Here is a 25,521-nt window from a genome sequence, read left to right as displayed (position 1 = left end):
AGGTGAGTATGGTACACAAAATACATGTTAATTTAAATATCGGTAGTTATGATATAAGTATTGGTTTTAATATATTAAAAAATTTTTTTATATCAACTGTTTTATTAAAGAATACAAATAATATTATTATTACAAATCATACTATTAAAAACATAATTATTAAAAATAAATATTACAGTGTTAATGAAAATACAAAAAATATACCTTTATTTAGTATTCCGGATGGTGAGTCTTATAAAAATTTAAAAGAAGTTGAAAATATTATATCTTTTTTACTAAAAAAACCATACGGAAGAGATGTAACATTAATAGCAATAGGAGGCGGAGTAGTAGGGGATATTACCGGTTTTGTTGCTTCAATATATCAAAGAGGAGTTAATTTTTTTCAAATACCTACTACTTTATTAGCGCAAGTAGACGCTTCTATTGGAGGAAAAACAGGAGTTAATCATGTATTAGGTAAAAATATGATCGGTTCTTTTTGGCAACCTAAAGGAGTTTTAATTGATATTGATTTTTTATCAACATTACCTAAAGAACACTTAATTGCTGGAATGGCTGAAATTGTTAAATATGCCATTATTTTTGACTATAAATTTTTTGTATGGTTAGAAAAAAATTATTTTAAAATATTACAATTGCAAAAAGAAACATTATTATTTTGTATAAAAAAATGTTGTGAATTAAAAGTTAAGGTGGTTGAATCTGACGAAAAAGAAAGCGGTTTACGATTTTTTTTAAATTTAGGACACAGTTTTGCACATGCTATTGAAACACATACTGGTTATGGTGCGTGGTTACACGGTGAAGCTGTTTCCGTAGGTCTTGTAATGTCAGCATATTTATCTGTTCAGTTAAATATATTACATAAAGATTATTTATATAGAATAAAAACTATTTTATATAAAATAGGTTTACCTGTTGTAGGTCCTAAAAATATGTTGCCACAAGATTATCTTAAATGTATGTTACGAGATAAAAAAGTATTGTCTGGAAGGATACGACTAATTTTGCCAATTTCTATTGGACAAGTAGAATTAATTTCTTCTATTGATAATAATAAGATATTACAGGTTGTAAAACAATTTCAGGAAAGGAAGTATTAATTTTAATAGCTAATATTATGTACGCGATATAAGTGTTTTTGCAATTAATGTAAATAAATTTTATTTTTATTCAGAAAATAATATTTTTATTTAAATATTATAATAATAATGATTAAGGATATTCATGAAACGCGTTGTAGTTGTTCCGTCTATTTTATCTGCAAATTTTTGTCGATTAGGAAAAGAAATACAGGCTGTTCTTGAAGCAGGATGTAATTTAATTCATTTTGATGTTATGGATAATCATTATGTTTCTAATTTAACAATGGGTTCTATGATATTAAAATCAATAAAAGAAAGTGGAATGAAGGTATTTTTTGATGTTCATTTAATGGCTTCTCCAGTTGATTCGTTAATTTCTTCATTTAAAGATTTAAATGTACAGTTCATTACAATTCATCCCGAATCTACTAATCATTTAGATCGAACTATACAATTGATTAAAAAAATGGACTGTGGTGTTGGTTTAGCTTTAAATCCGTCTACTTCTTTACATTTTTTAGATTATGTAATTGATGAATTAGATTTAATTTTAGTAATGGCTGTGAATCCTGGTTTTGGAGGTCAAAAATTTTTAAAATATGTTTTAAAAAAAATTCAACAAGTACGATCTTTAATCGATAATAGTCAGAAAAATATTTTATTGTCAGTAGACGGGGGAATTAATTTGTCTAATGTTGTGAGTGTGATACGATCGGGTGCTGATTATGTGGTAGTTGGTTCTGCTATTTTTCATTCAAATGATTATTTAAAAACAATAAGAAAGTTGACAGGTATTATTATAGATAATTGATTTTTAATTTAAATAGTAATAAATATTATTTATTTTAAAAAATTTTTAAGGTTTTTTTTATATGTTAAATATCAAAAAAAAAGATATTATGTTTACAGGGATTCAACCTACAGGTTTACTTACTTTAGGTAATTACTGCGGAACTATGTGTAATTGGAAAGATATACAAAAAAAATACGAATGTTTTTTTTGTATTGCTGATTTACATGCTTTAACTACTTTTTCGAGAAGTGGAAGTAATAAAAACAGCATAAAAAATAATTTTTCTACTGCTATATTGGATATAGCAGCATTATATTTGTCATGTGGTGTAGATCCTAATAGGAGTACAATTTTTGTACAATCGCATGTATATACGCATAGTCAATTATATTGGATATTAAGTAATTTTGTTTATTTTGGTGAATTATCTCGTATGACACAGTTTAAACAAAAATTATCACTAACAGTAAATACTCCCATTAACCTATCTTTGTTTTGCTATCCTGTTTTAATGGCTGCAGATATTTTACTATATCATACCAATTATGTTTTAGTAGGTTCAGATCAAAAACAACATCTAGAATTAGTTCAAAAAATTGCTCATCGTTTTAATTCTATATATGGAAATATTTTTATTGTTCCAGATATTTTAATCCTACCTGTAGGTAATAAAATAATGGCTTTGCAGGATCCAACAAAAAAAATGTCAAAATCGGATAAAAATACTAATAACACGATATTTTTGCTAGAGAATATTCATTCTATATATTTAAAATTACAACGTTCGTTAACAGATTCTGACTGTTCTTCTTCTTGTATTCGTTACGATATTTTAAATAAACCAGGGGTATCTAACCTATTATCTATTTTTTCTTGTATGACAAACAAAAAAATTTCAATACTTGAAGATGAATTTAAAAATTGTCAATATTCTATTTTTAAAAAAAAATTATCCGATGTTGTATGTGATACAATTTCTGAAATACAAGCTATATATTTTAAACTTAGACAAGATGAAGATTATTTAATTGATGTTTTAATTCATGGTGAAAAAAATGCTTTAAAATACAGTATAAACAAACTGGATGATGTTTTTCAGATTTTAAATTTATAAAGTAAAATATTTAGTTTTATATAAAATAATTACAATATTTAATTTTTTTTAACGTATAATAATATTATTACTACTTTAATATGTTCTATAAATTAAGTAATTTCAACGGTATTATTAAATGTTTATATAATAATTATTATTATCAAATATTAAAAATTTTATTAGTTTTTTCTTGATGATATTTGTATGTTAACAATGTAATTTACATTGATCACAAATAAAGAAAAAGTTTATTGGTATAGTTATGATATGGTCATGATATGAATTACATGATAATTGTTACCGGTCCTCCTTATGGTACTCAAAATGCTATAACTGCTTTTTTATTTTCAAAATCTGTTCTCAAGCTGAATTTTAATATTAGTAAAATTTTTTTTTATGCTTCTGGAGTATACAATGCTAATTGTATGATTAATCTTCCAGATAATGAATTTAATGTTTTGAATGGATGGATTAGTTTAAAAAAAAATTATAACATTCGGTTATGTATTTGTCCTGGCTCGGCTTACAGGAGAGGGATTTTATCAAATGAATCTTCTAAAAAGATTAAAAAACATCAAAAAATTTTTTCTTCTTTTTTTAGGTGTATGACGTTGACGGAATTATCGTATTCAATACATACCTGTGATCGCATTGTACAATTCTAATTTAAAAATATGTTTATTTTTTATGAAATCAATGGCTTTTATTTTTTCTAATGCTCCGTACGGAGACTATCTAGGTAGAGAAGGACTTGATTTTATTATTTCTTGTTCATTAACCTGTAATAAAATTGCTCTTTTTTTTATTGATGATGGTATATTTCAATTAAAATTATGTCAAAAACCAGAATTAGTTAAATTGCATAATTATTCTCTTTCGTTTAAAGTTTTGTTGTTGTATGGAATAAAAAAATTTTTTTTTTGCAAAAGATCAGCTTATCAGCGTGGTTTTAAAAAAAATAACGATTTTTTATTACCAGTAGAATTTTTAAATAAATCTTGTATTAAGAATAAAATAGATCAATTTGATTTTGTTTTAAAATGGTGATTATTACATGATATGTTACATATTTTACTAAATTCTCCATATCGAATATCTGTATCTTCTTTATTGTCGTTTAGCTCGATTTTTGATGATTTAATTTGTATTCAAGATGGTGTAATATTAAGCGTGATTAATGATTCTTATTTTAAAAAAATATATAAAAATTTTAATTTAATTTACTTTTTAGAAAATGATTTGTCTGCTAGAGGATTATTAAAAATAAGTAAAACAAATAATTTAAATGTATTAAACTACAAAAATTTTGTTCGTTTAACACAAAGTCACGCCTCTAATATGACTTGGTGATTATTTTAATAAACTATTATATATAAATGGATGTTATAACTTTAATCTAATTATTGGCTATTTCGGTTAAAGATATCTGCTGTTAAATTTTAAAAATAGAGTATTTTGGAGATACAAAATGTCTACAATTAATCAATTGGTTCGCGCTCCTAGAATTCGGAAAATAATTAAAACTAATGTTCCTGCTTTATCTGGATGTCCTCAAAGAAGAGGTGTATGCACACGAGTATATACAACAACTCCAAAAAAACCTAATTCCGCATTACGAAAAGTATGTCGTGTTAGATTAACAAATGGTTATGAAGTTACAGCATATATTGGAGGTGAAGGACATAATCTACAAGAACATTCAGTAATTTTAATTAGGGGTGGTCGAGTAAAAGATCTACCCGGTGTTCGGTATCACGTGGTAAGGGGTTCTTTAGACTGCTCTGGTGTTAAAGATAGAAAAAAAAGTCGATCTAAATATGGTGTTAAAAAGTTAAAAGTATAAATATTATTAAGGAGTATTAAAATGCCTCGCCGTCGCATAGTAGGACAACGTAAAATTTTACCTGATCCAAAATTTTCTTCAGATTTATTAGCTAAATTTATTAATATATTAATGATTGATGGTAAAAAATCTATTGCAGAAAATATTGTTTATTCTGCTTTATCGGCTGCATCTAAAAAAATAAAAAAGGAGGAGTTAGGCATTTTTATTTTAGCTTTAGATAATGTTAAACCATCAGTAGAAGTAAAATCTCGTCGTGTAGGAGGGTCGACGTATCAAGTTCCAGTCGAAGTTCGACCAACAAGAAAAAATGCTTTAGCTATGCGATGGATTGTAGCTGCGGCTCGTAAACGCACAGATAAATCTATGTCGATTCGATTGACTAATGAGTTATTAGATGCTATAGGAAATAAAGGTTCAGCTGTTCGAAAACGTGAAGAAGTTCATAAGATGGCGGAAGCAAATAAAGCCTTCGCTCACTATCGTTGGTAAATATGTCTATATCAAAAAATTATATTAATTAACGATATATTTTATATTTTTATAAAAAACAGATTTACAAGAGGATTTTTATGGCGCGTACAACACCGATTAATCAATATCGGAATATTGGTATTAGTGCACATATTGATGCAGGTAAAACCACTACAACAGAACGTATATTATTTTATACCGGAATTAATCATAAAATCGGTGAAGTACATGATGGTGCAGCTACAATGGATTGGATGGCTCAAGAACAAGAACGCGGTATTACAATTACCTCTGCTGCAACTACTACTTTTTGGTCAGGTATGGCTAAACAATTTTTATCGCATAGAATAAATATTATTGACACTCCAGGTCATGTTGATTTTACAATTGAAGTAGAACGATCTATGAGAATATTAGATGGAGTAGTAATGATTTATTGTGCGGTAGGAGGGGTACAACCACAATCAGAAACTGTATGGAGACAAGCAAATAAATACAAAGTTCCTCGGATCGCCTTTATAAATAAAATGGATCGAGTAGGTGCTGATTTTTTTAAAGTAGTAGATCAAATTCATACTCGGCTACATACTGTAGCAGTACCTATTCAGTTAGCTATTGGTTCAGAAGAAAATTTTAAAGGTGTAGTTGATTTAATAAAAATGAAAGCTATTCAATGGTTTGAGAAAGATCAAGGTGTAACTTTTAAATATTATGAGATTCCAAAAGAATTATTATCTATTTCAAAAAAATGGCATATGAATTTAGTTGAAATTGCTGCTGAAGCAAATGATCAATTAATGGAAAAATATTTACAGACTGAAGAATTGAGTGAAAATGATATTAAATTAGGATTAAGGAATAGAGCTTTAAATAATGAAATTACTTTAATAACATGTGGTTCAGCATTTAAAAATAAAGGTGTACAGGCTTTATTAGATGCAATTATTGAATATTTACCATCACCAGCTGATATTCATAATATGAAAAATTTTGTGCATGATAAGAATACATCTTCTTTTGATTGCAAATTAAATGATAAACAACCTTTTTCTGCTCTTGCTTTTAAAATTGCTTCTGATTCTTTTGTGGGAAATTTGACTTTTTTTCGTGTTTATTCTGGTATTGTTCGATCAGGTGATGTAGTTTTAAATTCTGTAAAAAATCATACTGAAAGATTTGGTCGAATAGTACAAATGCATGCTAATAAACGTGAAGAAATTAAAGAAGTCTATTCTGGTGATATTGCTGCAGCTATTGGTTTGAAGAATGTTACTACAGGCGATACGTTATGTGATGTAAAGCATCCAGTTATATTAGAAAAAATGGATTTTCCGGAACCAGTAATTTCAATTGCTGTAGAACCTAAAACTAAAGTTGATCAAGAAAAAATGGGATTGGCTTTGAATAGACTAGCTAAGGAAGATCCTTCTTTTAAGGTATGGACAGATTATGAATCTAATCAAACTATTGTTGCAGGTATGGGAGAATTACACTTAGAAATAATAATTGATCGTATGAAGCGTGAATTTAATGTAGATGCAAATGTCGGAAAACCACAAGTTGCTTATCGTGAAACTATTTTAACTAAAGTTGTGAATGTAGAAGGTAAACATATTAAACAGTCTGGTGGTCGCGGTCAGTATGGACATGTTGTAATCGATATTTTTCCTTTAAAAACTACTGATAGTTCTGGATACTCTTTTATTAATGACATTAAAGGTGGTGTAATTCCTGGAGAGTATATTTCTTCTATTGATAAAGGTATTCAAGAACAGTTAAAATCTGGTCCTTTAGCAGGGTATCCGGTAGTTGGTGTTGGTGTTCGTTTGCATGATGGTTCTTTTCATGATGTAGATTCTTCAGAATTAGCTTTTAAGTTAGCTGCTTCTTATGCTTTTAAATCAGCGTTTAAACAAGCACAACCGATTTTGTTAGAACCTATTATGCAAGTAGAAGTAGAAACCCCTGGAGATTATATGGGGGATGTAATTGGAGATATTAATCGACGTCGAGGTATCATTGAAGGAATGACTGATGATTCTTTAGGAGGAAAAAACATTAAAGCGTATATTCCTTTATCTGAAATGTTTGGATATGCAACTGATTTGCGTTCTCAAACGCAAGGTAGAGCATCATATTCTATGGAATTTATAAGATATACTGAAGCGCCAAAAATAATATGTGAAGATATCATCTCTAATCGATAATTTTAGTGTTTATAAAAAATATAATGATTTTGATTTATTATGTTAAAAAAATACATCAAATAACTACAGGAATAAACAATGTCAAAAGAAAAATTTAATCGCTCTAAACCACATATTAATGTAGGAACTATTGGGCATGTAGATCATGGAAAAACTACTTTAACAGCAGCAATTACAACTGTTTTATCTAAACGATTTGGCGGTACTGCTTGTGCTTTTGAGCAAATTGACAATGCTCCAGAAGAGAAAGCTAGAGGAATTACTATTAATACCTCACATGTTGAATATGATACAGAACTTCGTCATTATGCTCACGTAGATTGTCCTGGACATGCAGATTATATAAAAAATATGATTACTGGAGCTGCTCAAATGGATGGTGCAATTCTAGTGGTAGCTGCTACTGATGGACCTATGCCGCAAACTCGTGAACATATTTTATTAGGCAGACAAGTAGGCGTTCCACATATTATCGTTTTTTTAAATAAATGTGATATGGTAGATGATGAAGAATTATTAGAATTAGTAGAAATGGAAGTGCGTGATTTATTAACGCAATATGATTTTCCTGGTGATGATATTCCAATTGTCAGAGGATCGGCTTTAAAGGCTTTAGAAGGTGATAAAATTTGGGAAGATAAAATTATTGAATTATCTAATTATTTAGATACATATATTCCTGTTCCAATTAGAGCAATTGACGCTCCTTTTTTATTACCAATAGAAGATGTATTTTCTATTTCAGGTAGAGGCACAGTGGTAACCGGACGTATTGAGCGAGGTATCGTAAAAGTCGGTGAAGAAATTGAAATTGTAGGAATTAAACCTACAGTTAAAACAATATGTACCGGAGTAGAAATGTTTCGAAAATTATTAGATGAAGGTCGGGCTGGAGAAAATGTTGGTATTTTATTAAGAGGAACAAAACGTGATGATATTGAACGCGGACAAGTGTTATCTAAACCAGGCACTATTCATCCTCATTTAAAATTTGAATCTGAAGTCTATGTATTATCTAAAGAAGAAGGCGGAAGACATACTCCTTTTTTTAAAGGATATCGTCCTCAATTTTATTTTCGTACTACGGATGTTACAGGATCAATTGAATTACCCGAAAACGTAGAAATGGTTATGCCGGGTGATAATATAAAAATGATAGTAACTTTGATACATCCTATTGCTATGTCTGAAGGATTACGCTTTGCAATTCGAGAAGGAGGTAGAACAGTTGGAGCAGGTGTAGTTATAAAAGTTATTGCATAATATTAATATAAATTTTATTATATATCAATATTTTTATGTTTTGTCAAGAATAGAGCTTCATCTCTTTTCTTGACATATTAAAAATATAAATAAAAATTTAATTTTAATAACTGTTAAAAATTTTATATGGTGTGTCAAATTTTTTTTGATCTGTTGTTTCTATGAATTATATTTATTTATAAATGTATTATTTTTTTAAGTGAAGTTTATAGAAATAAGTTTTATTTAAATAAGGAGTTCTGTATTTATGCAGAATCAAAGAATTCGTATTCGTTTAAAGGCTTTTGATTATCGTTTAATTGATCAATCTACTATAGAAATTGTAGATACAGCAAAACGTACAGGAGCTAAAGTTTTAGGTCCGATTCCTTTACCTACAAAAAAGGAACGATTTACTATTTTGATATCACCACATGTTAATAAAGATGCTCGTGATCAATATGAAATTAGAACTCATAAACGATTAATTGATATTATACAACCAACTGAAAAAACTGTAGATGCTTTAATGCGATTAGATCTGGCTGCGGGAGTAGATGTACAAATTAGTTTAGATTAGGAGTAATTTACTATTAAATGTTATTTATTAATTAATAAAAGGTAAGTTGGAAATGATAGGTTTAGTAGGAAAAAAATTAGGAATTACGCGTATTTTTACAGAAGATAGTTTATCTATTCCCGTGACTATTGTAGAAGTTCTTGACAACTTTGTTGTACAGATTAAATCATTTAAAACAGATAATTATGAATCTATTCAAGTAACTACAGGAATAAAAAAAAAAATTAGTATTTTAAAACCAGAAAAAGGTCATTTTTTAAAACACCTTGCTCCTGTAGGTAGAGGTTTATGGGAATTTAGATGTAAAAAATCATTACAATTTAAGTGTGGTCAGAGAATAACTGTTAATTCATTTAGTAATGTTAAAAAGGTAGATGTAACTGGTTTTTCAAAGGGAAAAGGTTTTTCTGGTACAGTTAAACGGTGGAATTTTAGGATGCAAGATGCTACTCATGGAAATTCTTTATCTCATCGTGTTCCAGGTTCGATTGGTCAAAATCAAACACCTGGGCATGTTTTTAAAGGTAAAAAAATGTCGGGTCATTTAGGTAACACGCGTGTTACCATGCAAAATTTGCAAGTTATAGAGATAGATGATATTAAAAAAATAATATTGATTAAAGGATCTATTCCTGGTTATGTTGGAAGCGACATAATATTAAAACCTTCTGTTAAAGAAAAATAAAGGAGTATGAAATATGGAATTAATATTACAGGATACTAATGAAACATATATATTATCTGAGAAGGTTTTTAATGTGTCGTTTAACGAACCGTTAATTCATCAGACTATAGTTACTTATCTAGCTCGAAAAAGACAAGGTAGTAAGGCTCAAAAAAGTCGTTCAGAAGTATCTGGTTCAGGGAAAAAACCATGGAGACAAAAAGGTACTGGTAAAGCGCGAGCAGGATCTTTGAGAAGTCCTATTTGGAGATCAGGTGGTGTAACCTTTGCAGCTAAATCTAAAAAATATATTTTAAAAATAAATAAAAAGATGTATCAAGGTGCTCTGAAAAGTATTTTTTCAGAATTAATTAGACAAAATCGTTTATTTTTATTTGCAGATTTTTTTTTGAAATCTCCTAAAACAAAAATGTTGTTTAAAAAGTTACAATTAATGAATTTAAAACGTGTTTTGATTATTACAGATCCTGTAAGTCAAAATTTATTCTATGCTTCTAGAAATTTATATTGTGTATGCGTTTTAAGTGTTAATGCTATTAATCCTGTTAGTTTAATATCATACGATACCGTATTAGTTACAATATCAGCAATTAAAAAAATTGAGGCTATGTTTCAATGATTCTTACAGAAAAGTTATTAAAAGTATTATCGTCTCCACATGTTTCTGAAAAAACATCTAATTCTATGCAACAGTATAATACTGTAGTAGTTAAAGTAGGAAAATATGTTACTAAACTAGAAATTAAATTAGCGATTGAAAAAATTTTTCAGGTTCGAGTATATAAAATAAATACTTTAATTATCAAAGGAAAGAGAAAACGTCAAAAAAATAAAGTATGTAAGCGTATGGATTGGAAAAAAGCGTATGTAATTTTACAGTCAGGTCAAAACTTAGAATTTTTAGGGCATTCTAAATAAATACGATAAGGAGTTTATGTGACAATTATAAAATGTAAACCTACATCTCCTGGTAGACGTCATGTAATTAAAGTAACTCATCCTGGTTTGTACAAAGGAAAACCTTATTCACCTTTATTGCAAAATAAAGTTAAAACTGGCGGAAGAAATAATTACGGTCGTATTACTACTCGACATATCGGTGGAGGACATAAAAAATTATATCGTTGTATTGATTTTAAACGATGTAAGGATAATATCAAAGCAGTTGTACAAAGAATTGAATATGATCCTAATAGATCATCTAATATTGTTCTTATACTATATCAGGACGGTAGTAGGTATTATATCTTAGAACCAAAAGGTATTAAAATAGGTGATGTTATTGAATCAGGTTCTTCTGTATCAATTAAAATTGGAAATGCTTTACCTATTAAAAATATTCCTGTAGGAACAGTGTTACATAATGTTGAAATAAAAATTGGTAAGGGAGGACAAATAGCAAGATCTGCTGGTAGTTATGTACAATTAATTTCTAAAGAAGACACATATTCTGTTGTTCGTTTGCGTTCGGGAGAGTTAAGGAAAATTCATATAGAATGTCGAGCTACAATAGGTGAAGTAGGCAATTCAGAACATATGCTACGTATGTTAGGTAAAGCAGGAGCTACTCGTCGTCGAGGTATTCGACCGACAGTACGTGGTACAGCTATGAATCCTATTGATCACCCGCATGGTGGTGGTGAAGGAAGGAATTTTGGTAAACATCCAGTTAGTCCTTGGGGTGTAAATACAAAAGGTAAAAAAACTCGTAAAAATAAACGAACTGAATCGTTTATTGTTCGTCATAGAAAAAAATAACTATAGGATATATTGCATATGCCTCGCTCTCTCCGAAAAGGTCCTTTTATTGATGGTCATTTATTAAAAAAAATTCAGAAGACATTAAGAGAAGAAAAAAAAAATCCAGTTCGTACATGGTCTAGACGTTCTACTATTTTTCCTAATATGATTGGTTTAACTATATCTGTGCATAATGGTCGTCAACATATTCCAGTATTTATTACAGAAGAAATGGTTGGTCATAAGTTAGGAGAATTTTCTATGACAAGAACGTATCGAGGACATGTTGCAGATAAAAAAATTAAAAAAACCTTAAAATAAACTATAAAAAAAATGAATATATCAGCGAAATATAATCAAATTCGTTCCTCTGCTCAAAAAATTCGTTTAATAGCTAATATTATTCGCGGTAAAAAAGCATTGTTAGCATTACGCATTCTATCTAGTGTGAATAAAAAATCAGCACTTTTAATGAAAAAATTATTGCAATCAGCTTTGGCTAATGCTGAGCATAATTATGGAGTTGATTTAAAAATATTAATTATTTCACAGATTTTTGTTAACGGAGGAAGTAGTATGAAACGTATGATGCCTAGAGCAAAAGGTAGAGCGGATAGAATTTTAAAAAGAACAAGTCATGCAACAATTGTTTTATCGGATATAAAACATTGTGGAGGATTATAATGGGTCAAAAAGTACATCCTAATGGTATGCGATTAGGTATTATTAAATCATGGAATTCTGTTTGGTTTGCTAGTAAAAAAGAATTTTCAAATTATATAGATAGTGATTTTCAAGTACGTAGATTTATAATGAAGAAATTGGCTACTGCTTCTATTTCAAAAATAATTATTGAACGTTTGTCAAAAAGTATTAAATTAACTATTTATACAGCTAGGCCTGGTATTGTGATTGGTAAAAAAGGTGAAGATGTTGAAAAATTACGGGTTCAAATCTCTAAGTTAACATGTGTTCCGACTCAAATTAATATTTCTGAAATTCGAAACCCAGAATTAGATGCTAAATTAGTAGCTGATAACATTGCTTCTCAGTTAGAAAGAAGAATAATGTTTCGCAGAGCTATGAAACGTTCTGTACAAAATGCTATTCGTCAAGGTGCAAAAGGTATAAAAATTGAAGTAAGCGGACGTTTGGGTGGAGTAGAAATTGCACGAAGGGAATGGTATAGGGAGGGTCGAGTTCCTTTACATACTTTAAGAGCTAATATTGAATATAGTGTATCAGAAGCACATACTACATATGGAATTATTGGTGTTAAAGTATGGATTTTTAAGGGAGAAATATTAGGTGGAATGGTTTTAGAAAAACAACAAGATAAAAAAAAATTTGGTTCTATGAAAAAATTTTCTCGAAAAAATCGTAGATAAAATTACGGAGATGTGTGTATGTTACAACCAAAACGTACTAAGTTTCGTAAAATGCATAAAGGAAAAAATAGAGGTTTTTCTGTTGATAATAAAATAAGTTTTGGAACATACGGTTTAAAAGCTGTTAACAGGGGTAGATTGACAGCTAGACAAATTGAATCAGCTCGTAAAACAATTACTAGATCGGTTAAACGTCAAGGAAAAATGTGGATTCGTGTATTTCCCGATAAACCTATTACGCAAAAACCTTTAGAAGTACGTATGGGAAAAGGTAAAGGAAACGTAGAATACTGGGTTGCTTTAGTTCAACCTGGAAAAATATTATATGAAATCGAGGGTATTTCCGAGCAAGAATCACGCTCCGCGTTTAAACTAGCCTCATCCAAGCTACCTATTAAAACTATTTTTGTTTATAAAACGGTATTCTAATTATGCATAATGTTATACAAAATGATATTAGTAAACAAGACTTGAAAAAAAAATTGTTAGGATTATTACAAGAACAATTGAATATGCGTTTACAATTAGCGTCCGGAAAGTTAAAAAAAACGCATGTAATAAAAAAAATTAGAAAGGATATTGCGCGCATTAAAACTGTTTTAACAGATCGGATAAATGATATATCATGAATGATAAAAAAAATATTTTGAAAGGTTGTGTTGTTAGTAATAAAATGCAAAAATCTATAATTGTGAATATAGATCGTAAAATAAAACATTCTATTTATGGAAAATATGTAAAAAAAAGAACGAAGTTATGTGTACATGATGAACAGGATGTTTGCAAAATTGGTGATATAGTTGAAATTTATGAATGCCGACCAATCTCTAAGACTAAATCTTGGACTCTTTTGCGTGTTTTAGAAAAGTCTTTTACTTAAAATTTTTTATTTTTATACACGGAGGCATGAGAATTATGAATAAATAGTTTCATGTCTTCTGTTGTTATATTTAATAATTATATTATTTTTAAAATTTTACATTTTTAAATATAAAATATAGGATTATATATATGATTCAAGTACAAACAGTTTTACATGTAGCTGATAATTCTGGAGCTCGGTTAGTTATGTGTATAAAGGTATTAGGTGGTTCTCGTCGACGTTATGCAGGTATTGGTGATATAATTAAGGTAGCAATTAAAGAAGCGATTCCTCGTAGTAAAGTTAAAAAAGGTGATGTTATGAAAGCAGTTATTGTTCGTACTAAAAAAGGGATTAGGAGACCGGATGGATCAATGATTTGTTTTGATAATAATGCATGTGTTATGTTAAACGATACAACCGGGCAACCTGTTGGGACTCGTATATTTGGTCCGGTTACAAGAGAATTAAGAACGGAATCTTTTATGAAAATTATTTCTTTAGCTCCAGAAGTATTATGATAAGGAAACTAAATAATGGCTGCAAAAATACGTTTTCATGATGTAGTAATAGTATTAACAGGAAGAGATAAAGGTAAGATAGGTATAGTACAGAAGATTTATCATGGCAATAATACAGTTATAGTGCAAGGTGTTAATTTAGTTAAAAAACATCAAAAAGCAATTCCAGAAAAACAACAAGTAGCTGGGATTATTTCAAAAGAATCACCTATTCATATATCTAATGTTTCTATTTTTAATAAAGAAACAAATAAACCAGATAAAATAGAATTTTTTTGGATCAATGGTAAAAAAACACGTAGATATAAATCTACTAAAAAATCGTTGACATAAAAGGAGGAAATTAAGATATGGCAAGACTGCATGTTCATTATGTGAATTATGTTATTCCTAAATTAATGAAAGAATTAAATTATTCTACTGTTATGGCTGTTCCTCAAATTAAAAAAATTACTTTAAATATGGGTGTAGGAAAATCTGTAACAGATAAAAAAGTATTAGAACACGCTATGAATGATTTAATGAGAATTTCTGGTCAAAAACCGGTTATAACTGTTGCTAAAAAATCTATTGCAACTTTTAAAATTCGTAAAGGTTATCCAATAGGATGTAAGGTTACTTTAAGAGGTACAAGACAATGGGATTTTTTTGATAAGTTAATAACTATTGCTATACCTCGTATACGTGATTTTAGAGGTTTATCGCGTAAATCATTTGATGGTACAGGTAATTACAGTTTAGGGATTCGTGAACAAATTATTTTTCCTGAAATTAATTATGAAAAAATTGATTCTATTAGGGGTATGGATATCACAATTACTACTAACGCTAATTCTAACGAAGAATGTGAACAGTTGCTTTCTGCGTTTAATTTTCCATTTCAAAAATAAAATTATAACGGTAAATATAATGGCTAAACAATCTATGAAATTTAGAGAAATTAAAAGATCTAAATTAGCAATAAAATATTATTCAGTACGCACTCAATTAAAAAAAATTATAAAATCGAAATTATCATCTGATAAAGATCGTTGGAACGCTATGCTAAAACTACAAACTCTTCCCAGAGATTCTAGTCCATCACGACAACGCAATCGTTGTCGACAAACTGGACGCCCACATGCTTTTCTTCGTAAGTTTGGATTGAGTCGTATGAAATTACGTGAAGCTGCCATGAAAGGGGAAATACCAGGTTTAACAAAAGCAAGTTGGTAATTCTTGTTAGAATTGTAAATTAACTAAATTATATGATATAAGGTACATTTTATGAGTATGCAAGACCCTATAGCAGATATGTTGACATCTATTCGTAATGGTCAACGCTCCAATAAAATCTTTGTGATTGTTCCTTTTTCTAAAATTAAAGAAAATATTGTTAAAGTTTTAAAGTATGAAGGATATATTTGTAATTATAAAATACAAAATATCCAAATTTCTCAATTAAAAATTTTTTTAAAATATTATGATGGAAAATCAGTTATTGAATATATTTCTCGAGTAAGTCGTCCAAGTTTACGTAAGTATTGTACAAAACGTAAAATACCTGTTGTAATGAATAATCTAGGCATTGCTATTCTTTCTACTTCTAGGGGTATGATGACTGATAAAGCGGCACGGAAAAAAGGATTAGGTGGAGAAATTATATGTTATGTAAGTTAATTTTATTGATTTTATTTAAATAGAGGAACCTAAAAATGTCTCGTGTTGCAAAATCATCCATTATTGTTCCAAATAATGTAACCGTTAATTTATCTGATTGTAAAATTACAGTAAACGGACCTTTGGGTTCATTAACGCGTATAATGCATGTATGCGTAAAAATTCTTAAAAAGGATGATTCTTTATTTTTTTCACATAATCATTTATCTGAATCATATGGTTGGATGCAAGCTGGTACTTGTCGTTCTTTAGTCCACACCATGGTTTTAGGCGTTACAGAAGGTTTTAAAAAACAATTAAATTTATTTGGCGTTGGGTATCGTGTTATACTAGAAAATAAAAACGTTCTAAAATTATATTTAGGTTTTTCGCATCCAGTAATTTATAAAATTCCACATATGGTAACAGCTATAATAGTATCTCAAACTGAAATTGTTTTGAAAAGTATAGATAAACAATTAGTTGGACAGGTAGCGGCAAATATACGATTATATCGTACTCCCGAACCCTATAAAGGAAAAGGTATTCGTTACTTTAATGAAATTGTACGAATCAAGGAGGCTAAAAAAAAGTAGCATGAAAGGAAAAATTAATAAAAAATATTCACGAATTCGTCGATGTACTAAAATACGTAAGAATAAACATTCTAATCGATTATTTCGTTTGGTAGTACATCGTACTTCTAGACATATATATGCTCAAATTGTGGTTTCCAAAAAATCCACTATTTCTGCAAGTGCTTCTACTGTAGAATTTAAAAAGCTAAACATTAATCATACCTATACTGGAAATAAACATTCTGCTAAAATAATTGGACAATTAATTGCCGAACGAGCATTAAAAAAAGGAATAAAAGTTGTTTTCTTTGATCGTTCTGGTTTTAAATATCATGGTCGAGTTAAAGAATTAGCTGAATCTGCTCGTATATCTGGTTTGGTTTTTTAAATAAAAAAAAAGGATGATGTATATGAATTTTGATAAAAAATTATCTCTAGATTTACAAGAAAAATTGATTATAGTTAACCGTGTATCAAAAACAGTAAAAGGAGGAAGAATTTTTTCATTTACTGCATTGACAGTTGTAGGTAACGGTAAAGGAAAAATAGGTGTTGGTTATGGTAAGGCTCGAGAAGTTCCTTCTGCGATTCAAAAATCTATGGAAAAAGCTAAAAAAAATATGATTGTTATTCCATTAAATCAAAATACCATACAACATTCTGTATATGGTTCTCATACAGGATCTAAGATATTTATGAAACCTGCATCGGATGGTACAGGAATTATTGCTGGTGGTGCTATGCGGGCTGTTTTAGAAGTTATAGGAATTCAAAATATTTTAGCTAAAATATATGGATCTACTAATCCTATCAATGTAGTTAAAGCTACTATTAATGGTTTAAAAAAAATTCGATCGCCAGAAATGATAACGAAAAAACTTGGAAAATCTATTATTAATATTTAAAATAAATGGTGTATTTTATTTATGAAAAGAATTTTTATTACTCAAACAAAAAGTCATATTGGTCGTTTACCAAAACATATAGCTACAGTTAAAGGATTAGGTTTACGTCATATTGGTGACACCGTACAACGAGAAGATACTCCTTCTATTCGTGGTATGATTAAGAAAGTTTTTTATATGGTTTCTGTTAATGAAAGGAAAAAATTATGTATTTAAATGTATTGTCAAGCTCTATATGTATAAAAAAAAAAAGAAAGCGTATATGTAGAGGAATTGGTTCAGGTTTAGGAAAAACAGGTGGAAGAGGACATAAAGGTCAAAAATCTAGATCAGGAGGAAATGTTAGAAAAAGTTTTGAAGGAGGACAAACACCTTTATATAGAAGAATTCCTAAATTTGGTTTTATATCTAGAAAAAAAATGTTTATAGATGAAATTAGGTTATTTGAATTAAATAGAATTTCTCATTTTAAGATAATAAATCTATCTGTTTTAAAAAAAACAAATTTAATTAAAAAAAATATTAGATATGTTAAGATTATTAAAGTTGGAGTAATAAAAAAACCAATAGTAATTTCTGGACTATCTGTTACTAAAGGAGTACGAATATACATTGAATCAATCGGAGGAACGATTACAAAATAAATATTTTTTACTTAAATAATTTTACTACTAACAGAAAGTATATTATGTCTATATTATATAATTTAAAAAAAAGAATGTGGTTAGTTTTTATTGCTATAATAATATTTCGTATTGGTTCTTTTATACCGATTCCAGGTATTAATATGAAAGTATTAGAACAATTTTTTACTCATACAAACAGTTCTTTGTTTACCATGTTTAATATTTTTTCTGGAGGATCATTAAATCGTGTTTCAATATTTACGTTGGGTGTAATGCCATATATTTCTTCTTCTATTTTAATTCAATTATTAACATTAATTTGTTCGCATTTACGTAATTTAAAAAAAGAAGGAGAGGAAGGAACAAAAAAAATTAATCAATATACTAAATATTTAACTTTATTATTATCTATAATTCAGTCAATCAGTGTGGTAATCGGACTTCCTTTTATACCTGGTATGAAAAATATTTTTGTGTTTACAGATTTTTATTTTTATATAATTTCAATTATTAGTATGGTAACCGGAACTATTTTTTTGATGTGGTTGGGAGAATTCATTACTGATAAAGGTATAGGTAACGGTATCTCGTTAATAATTTTTTTTGGAATAATATCTTCTTTGCCTGCTTCTATTCAAAAGACATTTTCTGTAATGCGTATTTACCACTTTAATAATTTATATTTATTACTAATATTATTAGTTATGTTTGCTGTAATTTTTACAGTAGTGTTTTTTGAAAAAAGTCAACGCAATATTGTTGTATGCTATGCTCGTCGTCATCAAGGAAGAAGCATGTATGCGTCACATCACAGTTATTTACCTTTAAAAGTTAATATGGCTGGGGTAGTACCTGTTATTTTTTCTTCTAGTCTGATTCTTTTTCCGTCAATTATATTGACATATTGTCGTCATGTTTTTAACAACAAAATATTTTTAGTAAAAATTTTTGATTTTTTTAAATTTAATCACAATGTTTATATGTTAACAAATGTAATATTGATAATATTTTTTTGTTTTTTTTATACTAGTGTAATGTTTAATTCTAAAGATACTGCTGTTAATTTAAAAAAGTCAGGTGCATTTGTACCTGGAATTAGACCGGGATTACAAACTGAACAATATATTAAAAAAATTGTTTTAAAGTTAACAACAATTGGTTCTATATATACTGTATTTATATGTCTAGTACCTGACGTTATGCATTCTTGGTTGAAAGTTCCTTTTTATTTTGGAGGTACTTCTTTATTAATTGTAGTAGTAGTACTTATGGAGTTTATTGTACAAATACAAACATTAATGATGTCTACTCAATATAAAAAGATATTAAAAAAAGCAAATTTATATTTAAAGAATTAAAATAATATCAGTATAATATTTATTTTGGAGTATCAATGAAAGTTCGTGCATCAGTAAAAAAATTATGTCGTAGTTGTAAAATTATTCGTCGGAAAAACGTAATCCGTGTTGTTTGTAAGAATGATCCTAAACATAAACAAAGACAAGGTTAGTTTTAATGTATATGTTTTGATTGTAAAAAATATTTGTACTAATTTAGTAAATTTTTTTCAAAGTTATACATAGATGTACTATGCAATATATATAAATAGAGGAAACTTTTGTGACCAGAATTGCCGGAATAAATATTCCTGATCATAAGCATTTATTAATAGCTTTAACTGGAATTTATGGAATTGGTTTATCATTGTCTAAAAAAATTTGTAAAGCTATAAATCTTAGACATGATATTAAAATTAATGCATTAAATGAACAACAAATTGATAAATTACGTAAGCTTATATCTACTTTTTTAATTGAAGGGGACTTACGTAGAGAAAGAACCACCAACATAAAAAGATTAATGGATATCGGTTGTTATAGAGGGTTACGTCATCGCAAACATTTGCCAGTACGTGGACAAAGAACTAAAACAAATGCTCGTACATGCAAAGGTCCTAGAAAGTTAATAAAAAGTAGATAATTTGGAAAAATAATTGATTATGTTAAAAAAAACAGTAAATATCCCTAAAAAACGTATAAAAAAACAAGTTTTAGATGGTATTGCGCATATTCATGCATCATTTAATAATACCATTGTTACTATTACTGATCGTCAAGGAAATACTTTAGGGTGGGCTACTTCTGGGGGTTCCGGTTTTCGGGGTTCAAGAAAATCCACTCCATTTGCTGCTCAAGTAGCAGCCGAAAAATGTGCTGATCGAGTTAAAGATTACGGTATAAAAAATTTAGAAATTATGGTAAAAGGGCCTGGACCGGGTCGTGAATCTACAATTAGAGCTTTAAATGCTTCAGGATTTCGTATTACTAATATTACAGATGTTACTCCTATTCCCCATAACGGATGTCGGCCCTCTAAAAAACGTAGAGTTTAATGATTATATTTATGTATACAATAAGAGAAGAGAGATATGGCAAAATATTTGGGTCCCAAGTTAAAATTGAGTCGACGAGAAGGATTGGATTTATTTCTAAAATCAGGTGTACGTTCTATTGAATCTAAGTGTAAAATTGATCAATCTCCAGGTCAACATGGATTAAGAAAGTTGCGTCTATCAGGTTATGGTATGCAGTTAAGAGAAAAACAAAAAGTAAGACGTTTATATGGAATATTAGAACGACAGTTTCATAATTATTATAAAAAAGCTTCTAGATTAAAAGGTAATACAGGTCAAAATTTGTTATTTTTATTAGAAAATAGATTAGATAATGTCGTATATCGTATGGGTTTTGGTTCTACCAGAGCAGAATCACGTCAATTAATTAGTCATAAGTCTATTTGTGTAAATAACAAAATTGTGAATATTCCTTCTTATCAGGTTTCTGCTACAGATAAAATTTCTGTTTGTGAACATTCTAAAAAACAAATGAGAATTCAGGCTGCTATAGAAATTACAAAACAACGTGAACCATCTAGTTGGTTAGATGTAAATTATAAAACAATGGAAGGTACATTTTTACGTCCGATAGAGCGTCATGATTTATCTTCTGATATTAATGAACATTTGATAGTTGAATTATATTCGAAGTAATAAATATGACTATTGTTGGAGAAAGGTAGTATGCAGGATTTTGTAGAAGATTTTTTAAAACCTAGACTAGTTAATATTGAACAAATCAGCGCAACACACGTTAAAGTTACATTAGAACCATTAGAGCGTGGTTTTGGACATACACTAGGCAGTGCTTTAAGAAGAATTTTGTTGTCTTCTATGTCTGGTTGCGCGGTTACTGAAGTTGAAATAAAGGGAATATTACATGAATATATGTATAAAGAAGGTATAAAAGAAGATATATTGGATATTTTATTGAATTTAAAAGGTTTATCAATAAAATTATTTGGTAAAAACGAGGTAATTTTATCTTTAAAAAAGAGCGGTATTGGACCTGTTATTGCCGCAGACATTAACCATGATTCTTCTATAGAAATTATAAATTTAAAACATGTTATCTGTAATATCACTTGCCCCAATGTTTCTATTGATATTCGCATGAAAGTAATGCGCGGCAGAGGATATATAACTGCTAAATCCCAAAAAGATTTATTACAGGAAGATAATCGTGTTATTGGAAAATTATTTTTAGACGTATCATATAGTCCTATAGAACGTATAATATATAACGTTGAAGCTGCCAGAGTAGAACAAAGAACTGATTTAGATAAGTTAATAATAGAAATGGAAACTAATGGTACAATTGATCCAGAAGAAGCCATTAGAAAAGCCGCGACTATATTAGCAGAACAATTAGAATCTTTTGTTGATTTAAGAGGTATTCATGAAACAGAAGTTAAAGAAGAAAAACCAGAGTTCGATCCTAGCTTATTACGTCCAGTAGATGATTTAGAGTTGACCGTGCGTTCTGCAAATTGTTTAAAAGCTGAAAGTATTCATTATATTGGCGATTTAGTTCAAAAAACTGAAGTAGAGTTGTTAAAAACACCTAATTTAGGTAAAAAATCATTGACAGAAATTAAAGATATTTTATCTGCTAAAGGATTATCATTAGGAATGAAGTTAAGTAATTGGCCACCAAAAAATTTGATAGATGAATAAATATTTGAGTTAATAATGATTATTATAGATATATAATTTTGAAATTTTTAAATAAAGTTAAAGGATATATGAATTATGAGACATAAAAAAAAAGGACGATTATTAAATAGAAAACGTAGTCATGTTAAAGCTATGTTTAAAAATATGATTTGTTCATTAATTCAATATGAATATATTAAAACAACTTTACCAAAAGCTAAGGAATTAAGATGTTTTGTAGAGCCTCTTATTACTAGATCAAAGTATGATACGATTGCTAATCGTCGAGTAGTTTTTTCTCGAATTCGTGATATTTTTACTGTTAAAAAATTATTTAATGAATTAGGTCCATATTTTTATTCTCGTCCCGGTGGATATCTACGTATATTAAAATGTGGTTTTAGGAAAGGTGACAATGCTACTATGGCCTACGTAGAATTAGTAGGTCGAAATTTATAAAAATTGTTTAACAAAGTTGAAATTTTTATATTTAATTTTAATAAAAACGGCATTTTTGTGCCGTTATTTTTGTATTTTTAATTTTATTAAAAATATACATTTTAATTTATGGCAATATTTTATTTTTAATGAATAATTGTTTATTTGAATTCAAGATATCTTTTATATGTAATGTTTTTTTTCCAGGCATTTTTATTTTTTCAATTCGCAGTACTCCGTATTTTGTATTTATTTTTACTCCTTTTTTACTAATACTAATAATTTCTCCATTTTTAAATTTTTTTTGATTAAAAGATGCAATGGAAAATTTTTTGACTTTTACATGATCTTTGTTAAGAAGAAAATAACAACAAGGCCACGGATTAAATGCTCTAATTAATCGATCTATATAAATTACTGGTAATGACCAACATATTTTTGCATCTTTTTTTTTTATTTTTGGAGCGATAGTCGGAATTATATTTTTTTTTAAGTTTTGAATTATTTTTTTTGGATATATAATCATATTTAATGATTGATACATACACTGTAATGAAATTGGTATTAGTTTTGCAGATAAAGTTTTCGTGTTATCATTACTACTAATAGGACAAGTTAATTGATAAATTATTTTTCCAGAATCTACTTTAGAATTCATTTGTATTACACTGATTCCTGTATAACTATCCCCGGATAAGATTGCCCATTGAATTGGAGCTGCTCCCTTCCATCTAGGTAATAAGGAAGCATGTATATTAATCCCCCCAAAATAAAATAATTGTAAAATATTAGATGGTATTATTAATCCATATGATGATACGATTAAAATATCAGCCTGAATTTTTGATATTTTTATAAAAAATTTTTTTTCATTAAGTTTGTTTGTTTGTAATATTTGAATATTATGTCTTATAGCAAATTTTTTTATTGGAGAAAATTGTTCATTCTTGTTTTTGCAAAAAGGATTGTCTAATTTAATTAGTACAGCAGTAACGGTGTACTTAGAATAAAATAGTGCACGTAAGTGTTCCAAAGAAAAATTATTACTACCCGCAAAGATAATTTTTGATATTTTTTTTAACATATTAATTAAGATAATAATTTGTTTAATAGAAAAGTATATTGTTAATTTATATAATCTATAAACAATTTTCCGGTTAAATGATCTATTTCGTGTTGAATGCAAATAGATAACAAAGATCTAGCTTCAAGTATAAATAATTTTCCAAAAGGATTAAATGCTTGTATTTTTATGTAACTAGATCGATTAATTTTAGCTGTTTTTTTAGGAATTGATAAACAACCTTCTTGTGTACATATATATTTTTTGTTTTTTTTTAAAATGATAGGATTAATTAAAATTAATTCTGATTGATGTGGTGTAATAGAACTAATTGTAATGATCTGTTTTGGTATATTAATCTGCGGTGCTGCAAGTCCGATACCATTATTAGCATACATAGTATCAAACATATCATTTATAATACTAATTATTTTTTGGTTTATTTTTTTAATAGGTTTAGATTTTACTCGTAAACGATGATCAGGAAATTGTAGAATTTTATGTACTGACATAAATTTTTTTATATATTTAGTTAATGTATTAATTTTTTTATGTAAAATCAATCAAGCTATTTTTTTTATCTTTGAGGAGTAAATATGTATTTTAAAAATGTTAAAAATAAAAAAATTATTGCTTTATTTGGTAATCCCGTTAGTCATTCTTTATCTCCAGCAATACATAAAAATTTTTCTAAAGAAATAAAGATTAATTATCATTATAACTCTTTTTTATGTAAAAAATCAAATTTTTTTTCTACAGTTAAAAAATTTTTTAATACAGGTGGTTTAGGATGCAATATCACGGTTCCTTTTAAAAGAATATCGTTTGATATTCCTCATCAACATACTAAAATAGTAAAAATTTCTGGTTCTATTAATGTTTTAACTAAAATATCAAATAATAATATTATAGGTGATAATACTGACGGTATTGGTTTAATATATGATTTAAAACGTTTAGGTTATATTAAAAAAAATTGCACAGTACTACTATTAGGATCTGGAGGTGTTGCTTATTCTGTTGTATATCATTTATTAAAAAAAAAATGTTCTGTTTGTATATTAAATAGAACTATTAGTTGTGCATCTAACTTAGTAGATACATTTAAACACTTTGGTGATATTTTTATTTTTTCTGATGATATGAAAAATTATAGTTTTGATTTAATAATTAATGCGACTTCATGCAGTATATATAATACATCTCCCGTTTTTCCCAAAAATTTAGTAGGTTCTAGAACCAAATGTTATGATATTTCATACTCTACTACAAATACATTGACTCCATTTTTATATTTATGTAAAATTTTAGGTAGTCGATATATTTCTGATGGTTTAGGAATGCTAGTTGCCCAAGCAGCGTATTCATGTTATTCTTGGTTTAAAATATTACCTAATATTGAAAAAAATATTAATATTATAAAAAATTTAAATAATACAGTATAAAAATTGCTAATTAATTGTTAATATGTTTAAATTAACTAGTTGTTTATAAAGTGTATTTGTAGTGATAAAAATAAATATTTTATAAAATATACGAAAAAACACTTGACACTTTTTATTCCTTATGTAACATTAAAAATTAGTAGTTATATTATTATTTTTTTTTAGTCCTCTTCGTCTAGCGGTTAGGACACTGCCCTTTCACGGCGGCAACAGGGGTTCAAATCCCCTAGAGGACAAAAATTAAAAATATTTTGTATA

General features: G+C 28.0%; 41 protein-coding genes and 1 tRNA gene. 40 read left to right on the top strand and 2 right to left on the bottom strand.

The annotated features are described in order from the left end of the window. The first annotated feature begins 8 nt into the window (after positions 1-8). From aroB to rplQ, 38 genes are all read left to right on the top strand, one after another. On the top strand, positions 9-1,106 hold the full coding sequence (aroB, locus tag BUCIPSTX3056_RS01820; protein WP_154021615.1) for a 3-dehydroquinate synthase: 1,098 nt from the start codon (positions 9-11) through the stop codon (positions 1,104-1,106). Positions 1,107-1,230: 124 nt separating this feature from the next. Next, a complete protein-coding gene (rpe, locus tag BUCIPSTX3056_RS01815) occupies positions 1,231-1,899 on the top strand; it encodes a ribulose-phosphate 3-epimerase (protein ID WP_075474927.1) in 669 nt (222 codons plus the stop codon). 61 nt (positions 1,900-1,960) lie between these two features. After that, positions 1,961-2,995 (top strand): tryptophan--tRNA ligase, encoded by a 1,035-nt coding sequence (trpS, locus tag BUCIPSTX3056_RS01810; protein WP_075474925.1) that lies wholly within the window; start codon positions 1,961-1,963, stop codon positions 2,993-2,995. 260 nt (positions 2,996-3,255) lie between these two features. Beyond that, a complete protein-coding gene (gene tusD, locus BUCIPSTX3056_RS01805) occupies positions 3,256-3,642 on the top strand; it encodes a sulfurtransferase complex subunit TusD (RefSeq protein WP_075474923.1) in 387 nt (128 codons plus the stop codon). A gap of 22 nt (positions 3,643-3,664) precedes the next feature. Continuing rightward, the gene (tusC, locus tag BUCIPSTX3056_RS01800) at positions 3,665-4,024 is read left to right on the top strand and encodes a sulfurtransferase complex subunit TusC (RefSeq protein WP_075475031.1); all 360 of its coding nucleotides are present in this window, start codon (positions 3,665-3,667) and stop codon (positions 4,022-4,024) included. A gap of 12 nt (positions 4,025-4,036) precedes the next feature. Further along, entirely contained in the window at positions 4,037-4,327 is a 291-nt protein-coding gene (tusB, locus tag BUCIPSTX3056_RS01795; RefSeq protein ID WP_075474921.1) for a sulfurtransferase complex subunit TusB, read from the top strand. 118 nt (positions 4,328-4,445) lie between these two features. Continuing rightward, on the top strand, positions 4,446-4,820 hold the full coding sequence (rpsL, locus tag BUCIPSTX3056_RS01790) for a 30S ribosomal protein S12 (protein ID WP_075474919.1): 375 nt from the start codon (positions 4,446-4,448) through the stop codon (positions 4,818-4,820). A 21-nt stretch (positions 4,821-4,841) separates the two neighbouring features. After that, complete coding sequence (gene rpsG, locus BUCIPSTX3056_RS01785) at positions 4,842-5,312, top strand: 30S ribosomal protein S7 (RefSeq protein ID WP_075474917.1); 471 nt, start codon at positions 4,842-4,844, stop codon at positions 5,310-5,312. An 80-nt stretch (positions 5,313-5,392) separates the two neighbouring features. Then, positions 5,393-7,501 carry an elongation factor G gene (fusA, locus tag BUCIPSTX3056_RS01780; protein WP_075474915.1) on the top strand — a complete coding sequence of 703 codons (2,109 nt, stop codon included), beginning with the start codon at positions 5,393-5,395 and terminating at the stop codon, positions 7,499-7,501. 78 nt (positions 7,502-7,579) lie between these two features. Continuing rightward, entirely contained in the window at positions 7,580-8,764 is a 1,185-nt protein-coding gene (gene tuf / locus BUCIPSTX3056_RS01775; protein ID WP_075474913.1) for an elongation factor Tu, read from the top strand. 247 nt (positions 8,765-9,011) lie between these two features. After that, entirely contained in the window at positions 9,012-9,323 is a 312-nt protein-coding gene (gene rpsJ / locus BUCIPSTX3056_RS01770) for a 30S ribosomal protein S10 (RefSeq protein WP_075474911.1), read from the top strand. 52 nt (positions 9,324-9,375) lie between these two features. Further along, positions 9,376-10,008: a 50S ribosomal protein L3 gene (gene rplC / locus BUCIPSTX3056_RS01765; protein WP_075474909.1), complete on the top strand. Its 633-nt coding sequence runs from the start codon at positions 9,376-9,378 to the stop codon at positions 10,006-10,008. A gap of 13 nt (positions 10,009-10,021) precedes the next feature. Next, positions 10,022-10,627 carry a 50S ribosomal protein L4 gene (gene rplD / locus BUCIPSTX3056_RS01760; protein ID WP_075474907.1) on the top strand — a complete coding sequence of 202 codons (606 nt, stop codon included), beginning with the start codon at positions 10,022-10,024 and terminating at the stop codon, positions 10,625-10,627. Then, positions 10,624-10,926: a 50S ribosomal protein L23 gene (gene rplW, locus BUCIPSTX3056_RS01755; protein WP_075474905.1), complete on the top strand. Its 303-nt coding sequence runs from the start codon at positions 10,624-10,626 to the stop codon at positions 10,924-10,926. The genes rplD and rplW overlap by 4 nt, the downstream gene beginning before the upstream one ends. 18 nt (positions 10,927-10,944) lie before the next feature. Continuing rightward, on the top strand, positions 10,945-11,766 hold the full coding sequence (rplB, locus tag BUCIPSTX3056_RS01750; RefSeq protein WP_075474903.1) for a 50S ribosomal protein L2: 822 nt from the start codon (positions 10,945-10,947) through the stop codon (positions 11,764-11,766). Positions 11,767-11,784: 18 nt separating this feature from the next. Next, the gene (rpsS, locus tag BUCIPSTX3056_RS01745; RefSeq protein ID WP_075474901.1) at positions 11,785-12,069 is read left to right on the top strand and encodes a 30S ribosomal protein S19; all 285 of its coding nucleotides are present in this window, start codon (positions 11,785-11,787) and stop codon (positions 12,067-12,069) included. Between the two features lie 12 nt (positions 12,070-12,081). Further along, a complete protein-coding gene (gene rplV, locus BUCIPSTX3056_RS01740; protein WP_075474899.1) occupies positions 12,082-12,432 on the top strand; it encodes a 50S ribosomal protein L22 in 351 nt (116 codons plus the stop codon). Beyond that, complete coding sequence (gene rpsC, locus BUCIPSTX3056_RS01735; protein ID WP_075474897.1) at positions 12,432-13,136, top strand: 30S ribosomal protein S3; 705 nt, start codon at positions 12,432-12,434, stop codon at positions 13,134-13,136. Before rplV ends, rpsC begins: the two co-directional genes overlap by 1 nt. Positions 13,137-13,154: 18 nt before the next feature. Next, complete coding sequence (gene rplP / locus BUCIPSTX3056_RS01730) at positions 13,155-13,565, top strand: 50S ribosomal protein L16 (RefSeq protein ID WP_075474894.1); 411 nt, start codon at positions 13,155-13,157, stop codon at positions 13,563-13,565. A gap of 2 nt (positions 13,566-13,567) precedes the next feature. Further along, on the top strand, positions 13,568-13,765 hold the full coding sequence (gene rpmC / locus BUCIPSTX3056_RS01725; protein WP_075474893.1) for a 50S ribosomal protein L29: 198 nt from the start codon (positions 13,568-13,570) through the stop codon (positions 13,763-13,765). Further along, positions 13,762-14,016, top strand: coding sequence for a 30S ribosomal protein S17 (rpsQ, locus tag BUCIPSTX3056_RS01720; RefSeq protein WP_075474891.1), 255 nt, complete (start codon positions 13,762-13,764; stop codon positions 14,014-14,016). The genes rpmC and rpsQ overlap by 4 nt, the downstream gene beginning before the upstream one ends. 131 nt (positions 14,017-14,147) lie before the next feature. Next, positions 14,148-14,519 carry a 50S ribosomal protein L14 gene (gene rplN / locus BUCIPSTX3056_RS01715; RefSeq protein WP_075474889.1) on the top strand — a complete coding sequence of 124 codons (372 nt, stop codon included), beginning with the start codon at positions 14,148-14,150 and terminating at the stop codon, positions 14,517-14,519. Positions 14,520-14,534: 15 nt separating this feature from the next. Beyond that, complete coding sequence (gene rplX, locus BUCIPSTX3056_RS01710; protein ID WP_075474886.1) at positions 14,535-14,852, top strand: 50S ribosomal protein L24; 318 nt, start codon at positions 14,535-14,537, stop codon at positions 14,850-14,852. Between the two features lie 17 nt (positions 14,853-14,869). Beyond that, positions 14,870-15,409, top strand: a complete 540-nt coding sequence (rplE, locus tag BUCIPSTX3056_RS01705) for a 50S ribosomal protein L5 (protein WP_075474884.1) — start codon at positions 14,870-14,872, stop codon at positions 15,407-15,409. Positions 15,410-15,428: 19 nt separating this feature from the next. Then, positions 15,429-15,734 (top strand): 30S ribosomal protein S14, encoded by a 306-nt coding sequence (gene rpsN, locus BUCIPSTX3056_RS01700; RefSeq protein WP_075474882.1) that lies wholly within the window; start codon positions 15,429-15,431, stop codon positions 15,732-15,734. A gap of 51 nt (positions 15,735-15,785) precedes the next feature. Then, the gene (rpsH, locus tag BUCIPSTX3056_RS01695; RefSeq protein ID WP_075474880.1) at positions 15,786-16,178 is read left to right on the top strand and encodes a 30S ribosomal protein S8; all 393 of its coding nucleotides are present in this window, start codon (positions 15,786-15,788) and stop codon (positions 16,176-16,178) included. A gap of 35 nt (positions 16,179-16,213) precedes the next feature. Beyond that, complete coding sequence (rplF, locus tag BUCIPSTX3056_RS01690; protein WP_075474878.1) at positions 16,214-16,753, top strand: 50S ribosomal protein L6; 540 nt, start codon at positions 16,214-16,216, stop codon at positions 16,751-16,753. 1 nt (position 16,754) lies between these two features. Next, positions 16,755-17,123 carry a 50S ribosomal protein L18 gene (gene rplR / locus BUCIPSTX3056_RS01685; RefSeq protein WP_154021614.1) on the top strand — a complete coding sequence of 123 codons (369 nt, stop codon included), beginning with the start codon at positions 16,755-16,757 and terminating at the stop codon, positions 17,121-17,123. A gap of 22 nt (positions 17,124-17,145) precedes the next feature. Then, the gene (rpsE, locus tag BUCIPSTX3056_RS01680; RefSeq protein ID WP_075474876.1) at positions 17,146-17,640 is read left to right on the top strand and encodes a 30S ribosomal protein S5; all 495 of its coding nucleotides are present in this window, start codon (positions 17,146-17,148) and stop codon (positions 17,638-17,640) included. 21 nt (positions 17,641-17,661) lie between these two features. Continuing rightward, positions 17,662-17,856, top strand: coding sequence for a 50S ribosomal protein L30 (rpmD, locus tag BUCIPSTX3056_RS01675; protein ID WP_075474874.1), 195 nt, complete (start codon positions 17,662-17,664; stop codon positions 17,854-17,856). Further along, a complete protein-coding gene (gene rplO / locus BUCIPSTX3056_RS01670) occupies positions 17,847-18,284 on the top strand; it encodes a 50S ribosomal protein L15 (protein ID WP_075474872.1) in 438 nt (145 codons plus the stop codon). The genes rpmD and rplO overlap by 10 nt, the downstream gene beginning before the upstream one ends. A gap of 44 nt (positions 18,285-18,328) precedes the next feature. After that, entirely contained in the window at positions 18,329-19,624 is a 1,296-nt protein-coding gene (secY, locus tag BUCIPSTX3056_RS01665; protein WP_075474870.1) for a preprotein translocase subunit SecY, read from the top strand. Between the two features lie 35 nt (positions 19,625-19,659). Next, on the top strand, positions 19,660-19,776 hold the full coding sequence (gene rpmJ / locus BUCIPSTX3056_RS01660) for a 50S ribosomal protein L36 (RefSeq protein ID WP_075474868.1): 117 nt from the start codon (positions 19,660-19,662) through the stop codon (positions 19,774-19,776). A gap of 110 nt (positions 19,777-19,886) precedes the next feature. Continuing rightward, complete coding sequence (gene rpsM, locus BUCIPSTX3056_RS01655; protein ID WP_075474866.1) at positions 19,887-20,246, top strand: 30S ribosomal protein S13; 360 nt, start codon at positions 19,887-19,889, stop codon at positions 20,244-20,246. 19 nt (positions 20,247-20,265) lie between these two features. After that, complete coding sequence (rpsK, locus tag BUCIPSTX3056_RS01650) at positions 20,266-20,658, top strand: 30S ribosomal protein S11 (RefSeq protein WP_075474865.1); 393 nt, start codon at positions 20,266-20,268, stop codon at positions 20,656-20,658. A 36-nt stretch (positions 20,659-20,694) separates the two neighbouring features. Beyond that, on the top strand, positions 20,695-21,315 hold the full coding sequence (gene rpsD, locus BUCIPSTX3056_RS01645; protein ID WP_075474864.1) for a 30S ribosomal protein S4: 621 nt from the start codon (positions 20,695-20,697) through the stop codon (positions 21,313-21,315). Positions 21,316-21,345: 30 nt separating this feature from the next. Then, positions 21,346-22,338 (top strand): DNA-directed RNA polymerase subunit alpha, encoded by a 993-nt coding sequence (locus BUCIPSTX3056_RS01640; protein WP_075474863.1) that lies wholly within the window; start codon positions 21,346-21,348, stop codon positions 22,336-22,338. 75 nt (positions 22,339-22,413) lie between these two features. After that, positions 22,414-22,776 (top strand): 50S ribosomal protein L17, encoded by a 363-nt coding sequence (rplQ, locus tag BUCIPSTX3056_RS01635; protein WP_075474862.1) that lies wholly within the window; start codon positions 22,414-22,416, stop codon positions 22,774-22,776. 106 nt (positions 22,777-22,882) lie between these two features. Here the strand turns inward: rplQ and fmt are convergent, their stop codons facing one another. Together fmt and def are read right to left on the bottom strand one after the other, a co-directional pair. Then, positions 22,883-23,839: a methionyl-tRNA formyltransferase gene (fmt, locus tag BUCIPSTX3056_RS01630; protein ID WP_075475027.1), complete on the bottom strand. Its 957-nt coding sequence runs from the start codon at positions 23,837-23,839 to the stop codon at positions 22,883-22,885. A 41-nt stretch (positions 23,840-23,880) separates the two neighbouring features. Then, positions 23,881-24,330 carry a peptide deformylase gene (def, locus tag BUCIPSTX3056_RS01625; RefSeq protein ID WP_075475025.1) on the bottom strand — a complete coding sequence of 150 codons (450 nt, stop codon included), beginning with the start codon at positions 24,328-24,330 and terminating at the stop codon, positions 23,881-23,883. Between the two features lie 84 nt (positions 24,331-24,414). Here def and aroE point away from each other — a divergent pair, with 84 nt between their 5' ends. Together aroE and BUCIPSTX3056_RS01615 are read left to right on the top strand one after the other, a co-directional pair. Further along, complete coding sequence (gene aroE / locus BUCIPSTX3056_RS01620; protein WP_075474860.1) at positions 24,415-25,263, top strand: shikimate dehydrogenase; 849 nt, start codon at positions 24,415-24,417, stop codon at positions 25,261-25,263. A 164-nt stretch (positions 25,264-25,427) separates the two neighbouring features. After that, positions 25,428-25,499, top strand: a tRNA-Glu gene (locus BUCIPSTX3056_RS01615). Positions 25,500-25,521 lie beyond the last annotated feature (22 nt).

It is taken from the genome of Buchnera aphidicola (Cinara pseudotaxifoliae) (genome assembly GCF_900128595.1).
GTDB classification, from domain to species: domain Bacteria; phylum Pseudomonadota; class Gammaproteobacteria; order Enterobacterales; family Enterobacteriaceae; genus Buchnera_F; species Buchnera_F aphidicola_J.
This window is presented reverse-complemented; position numbering and strand designations above follow the sequence as displayed.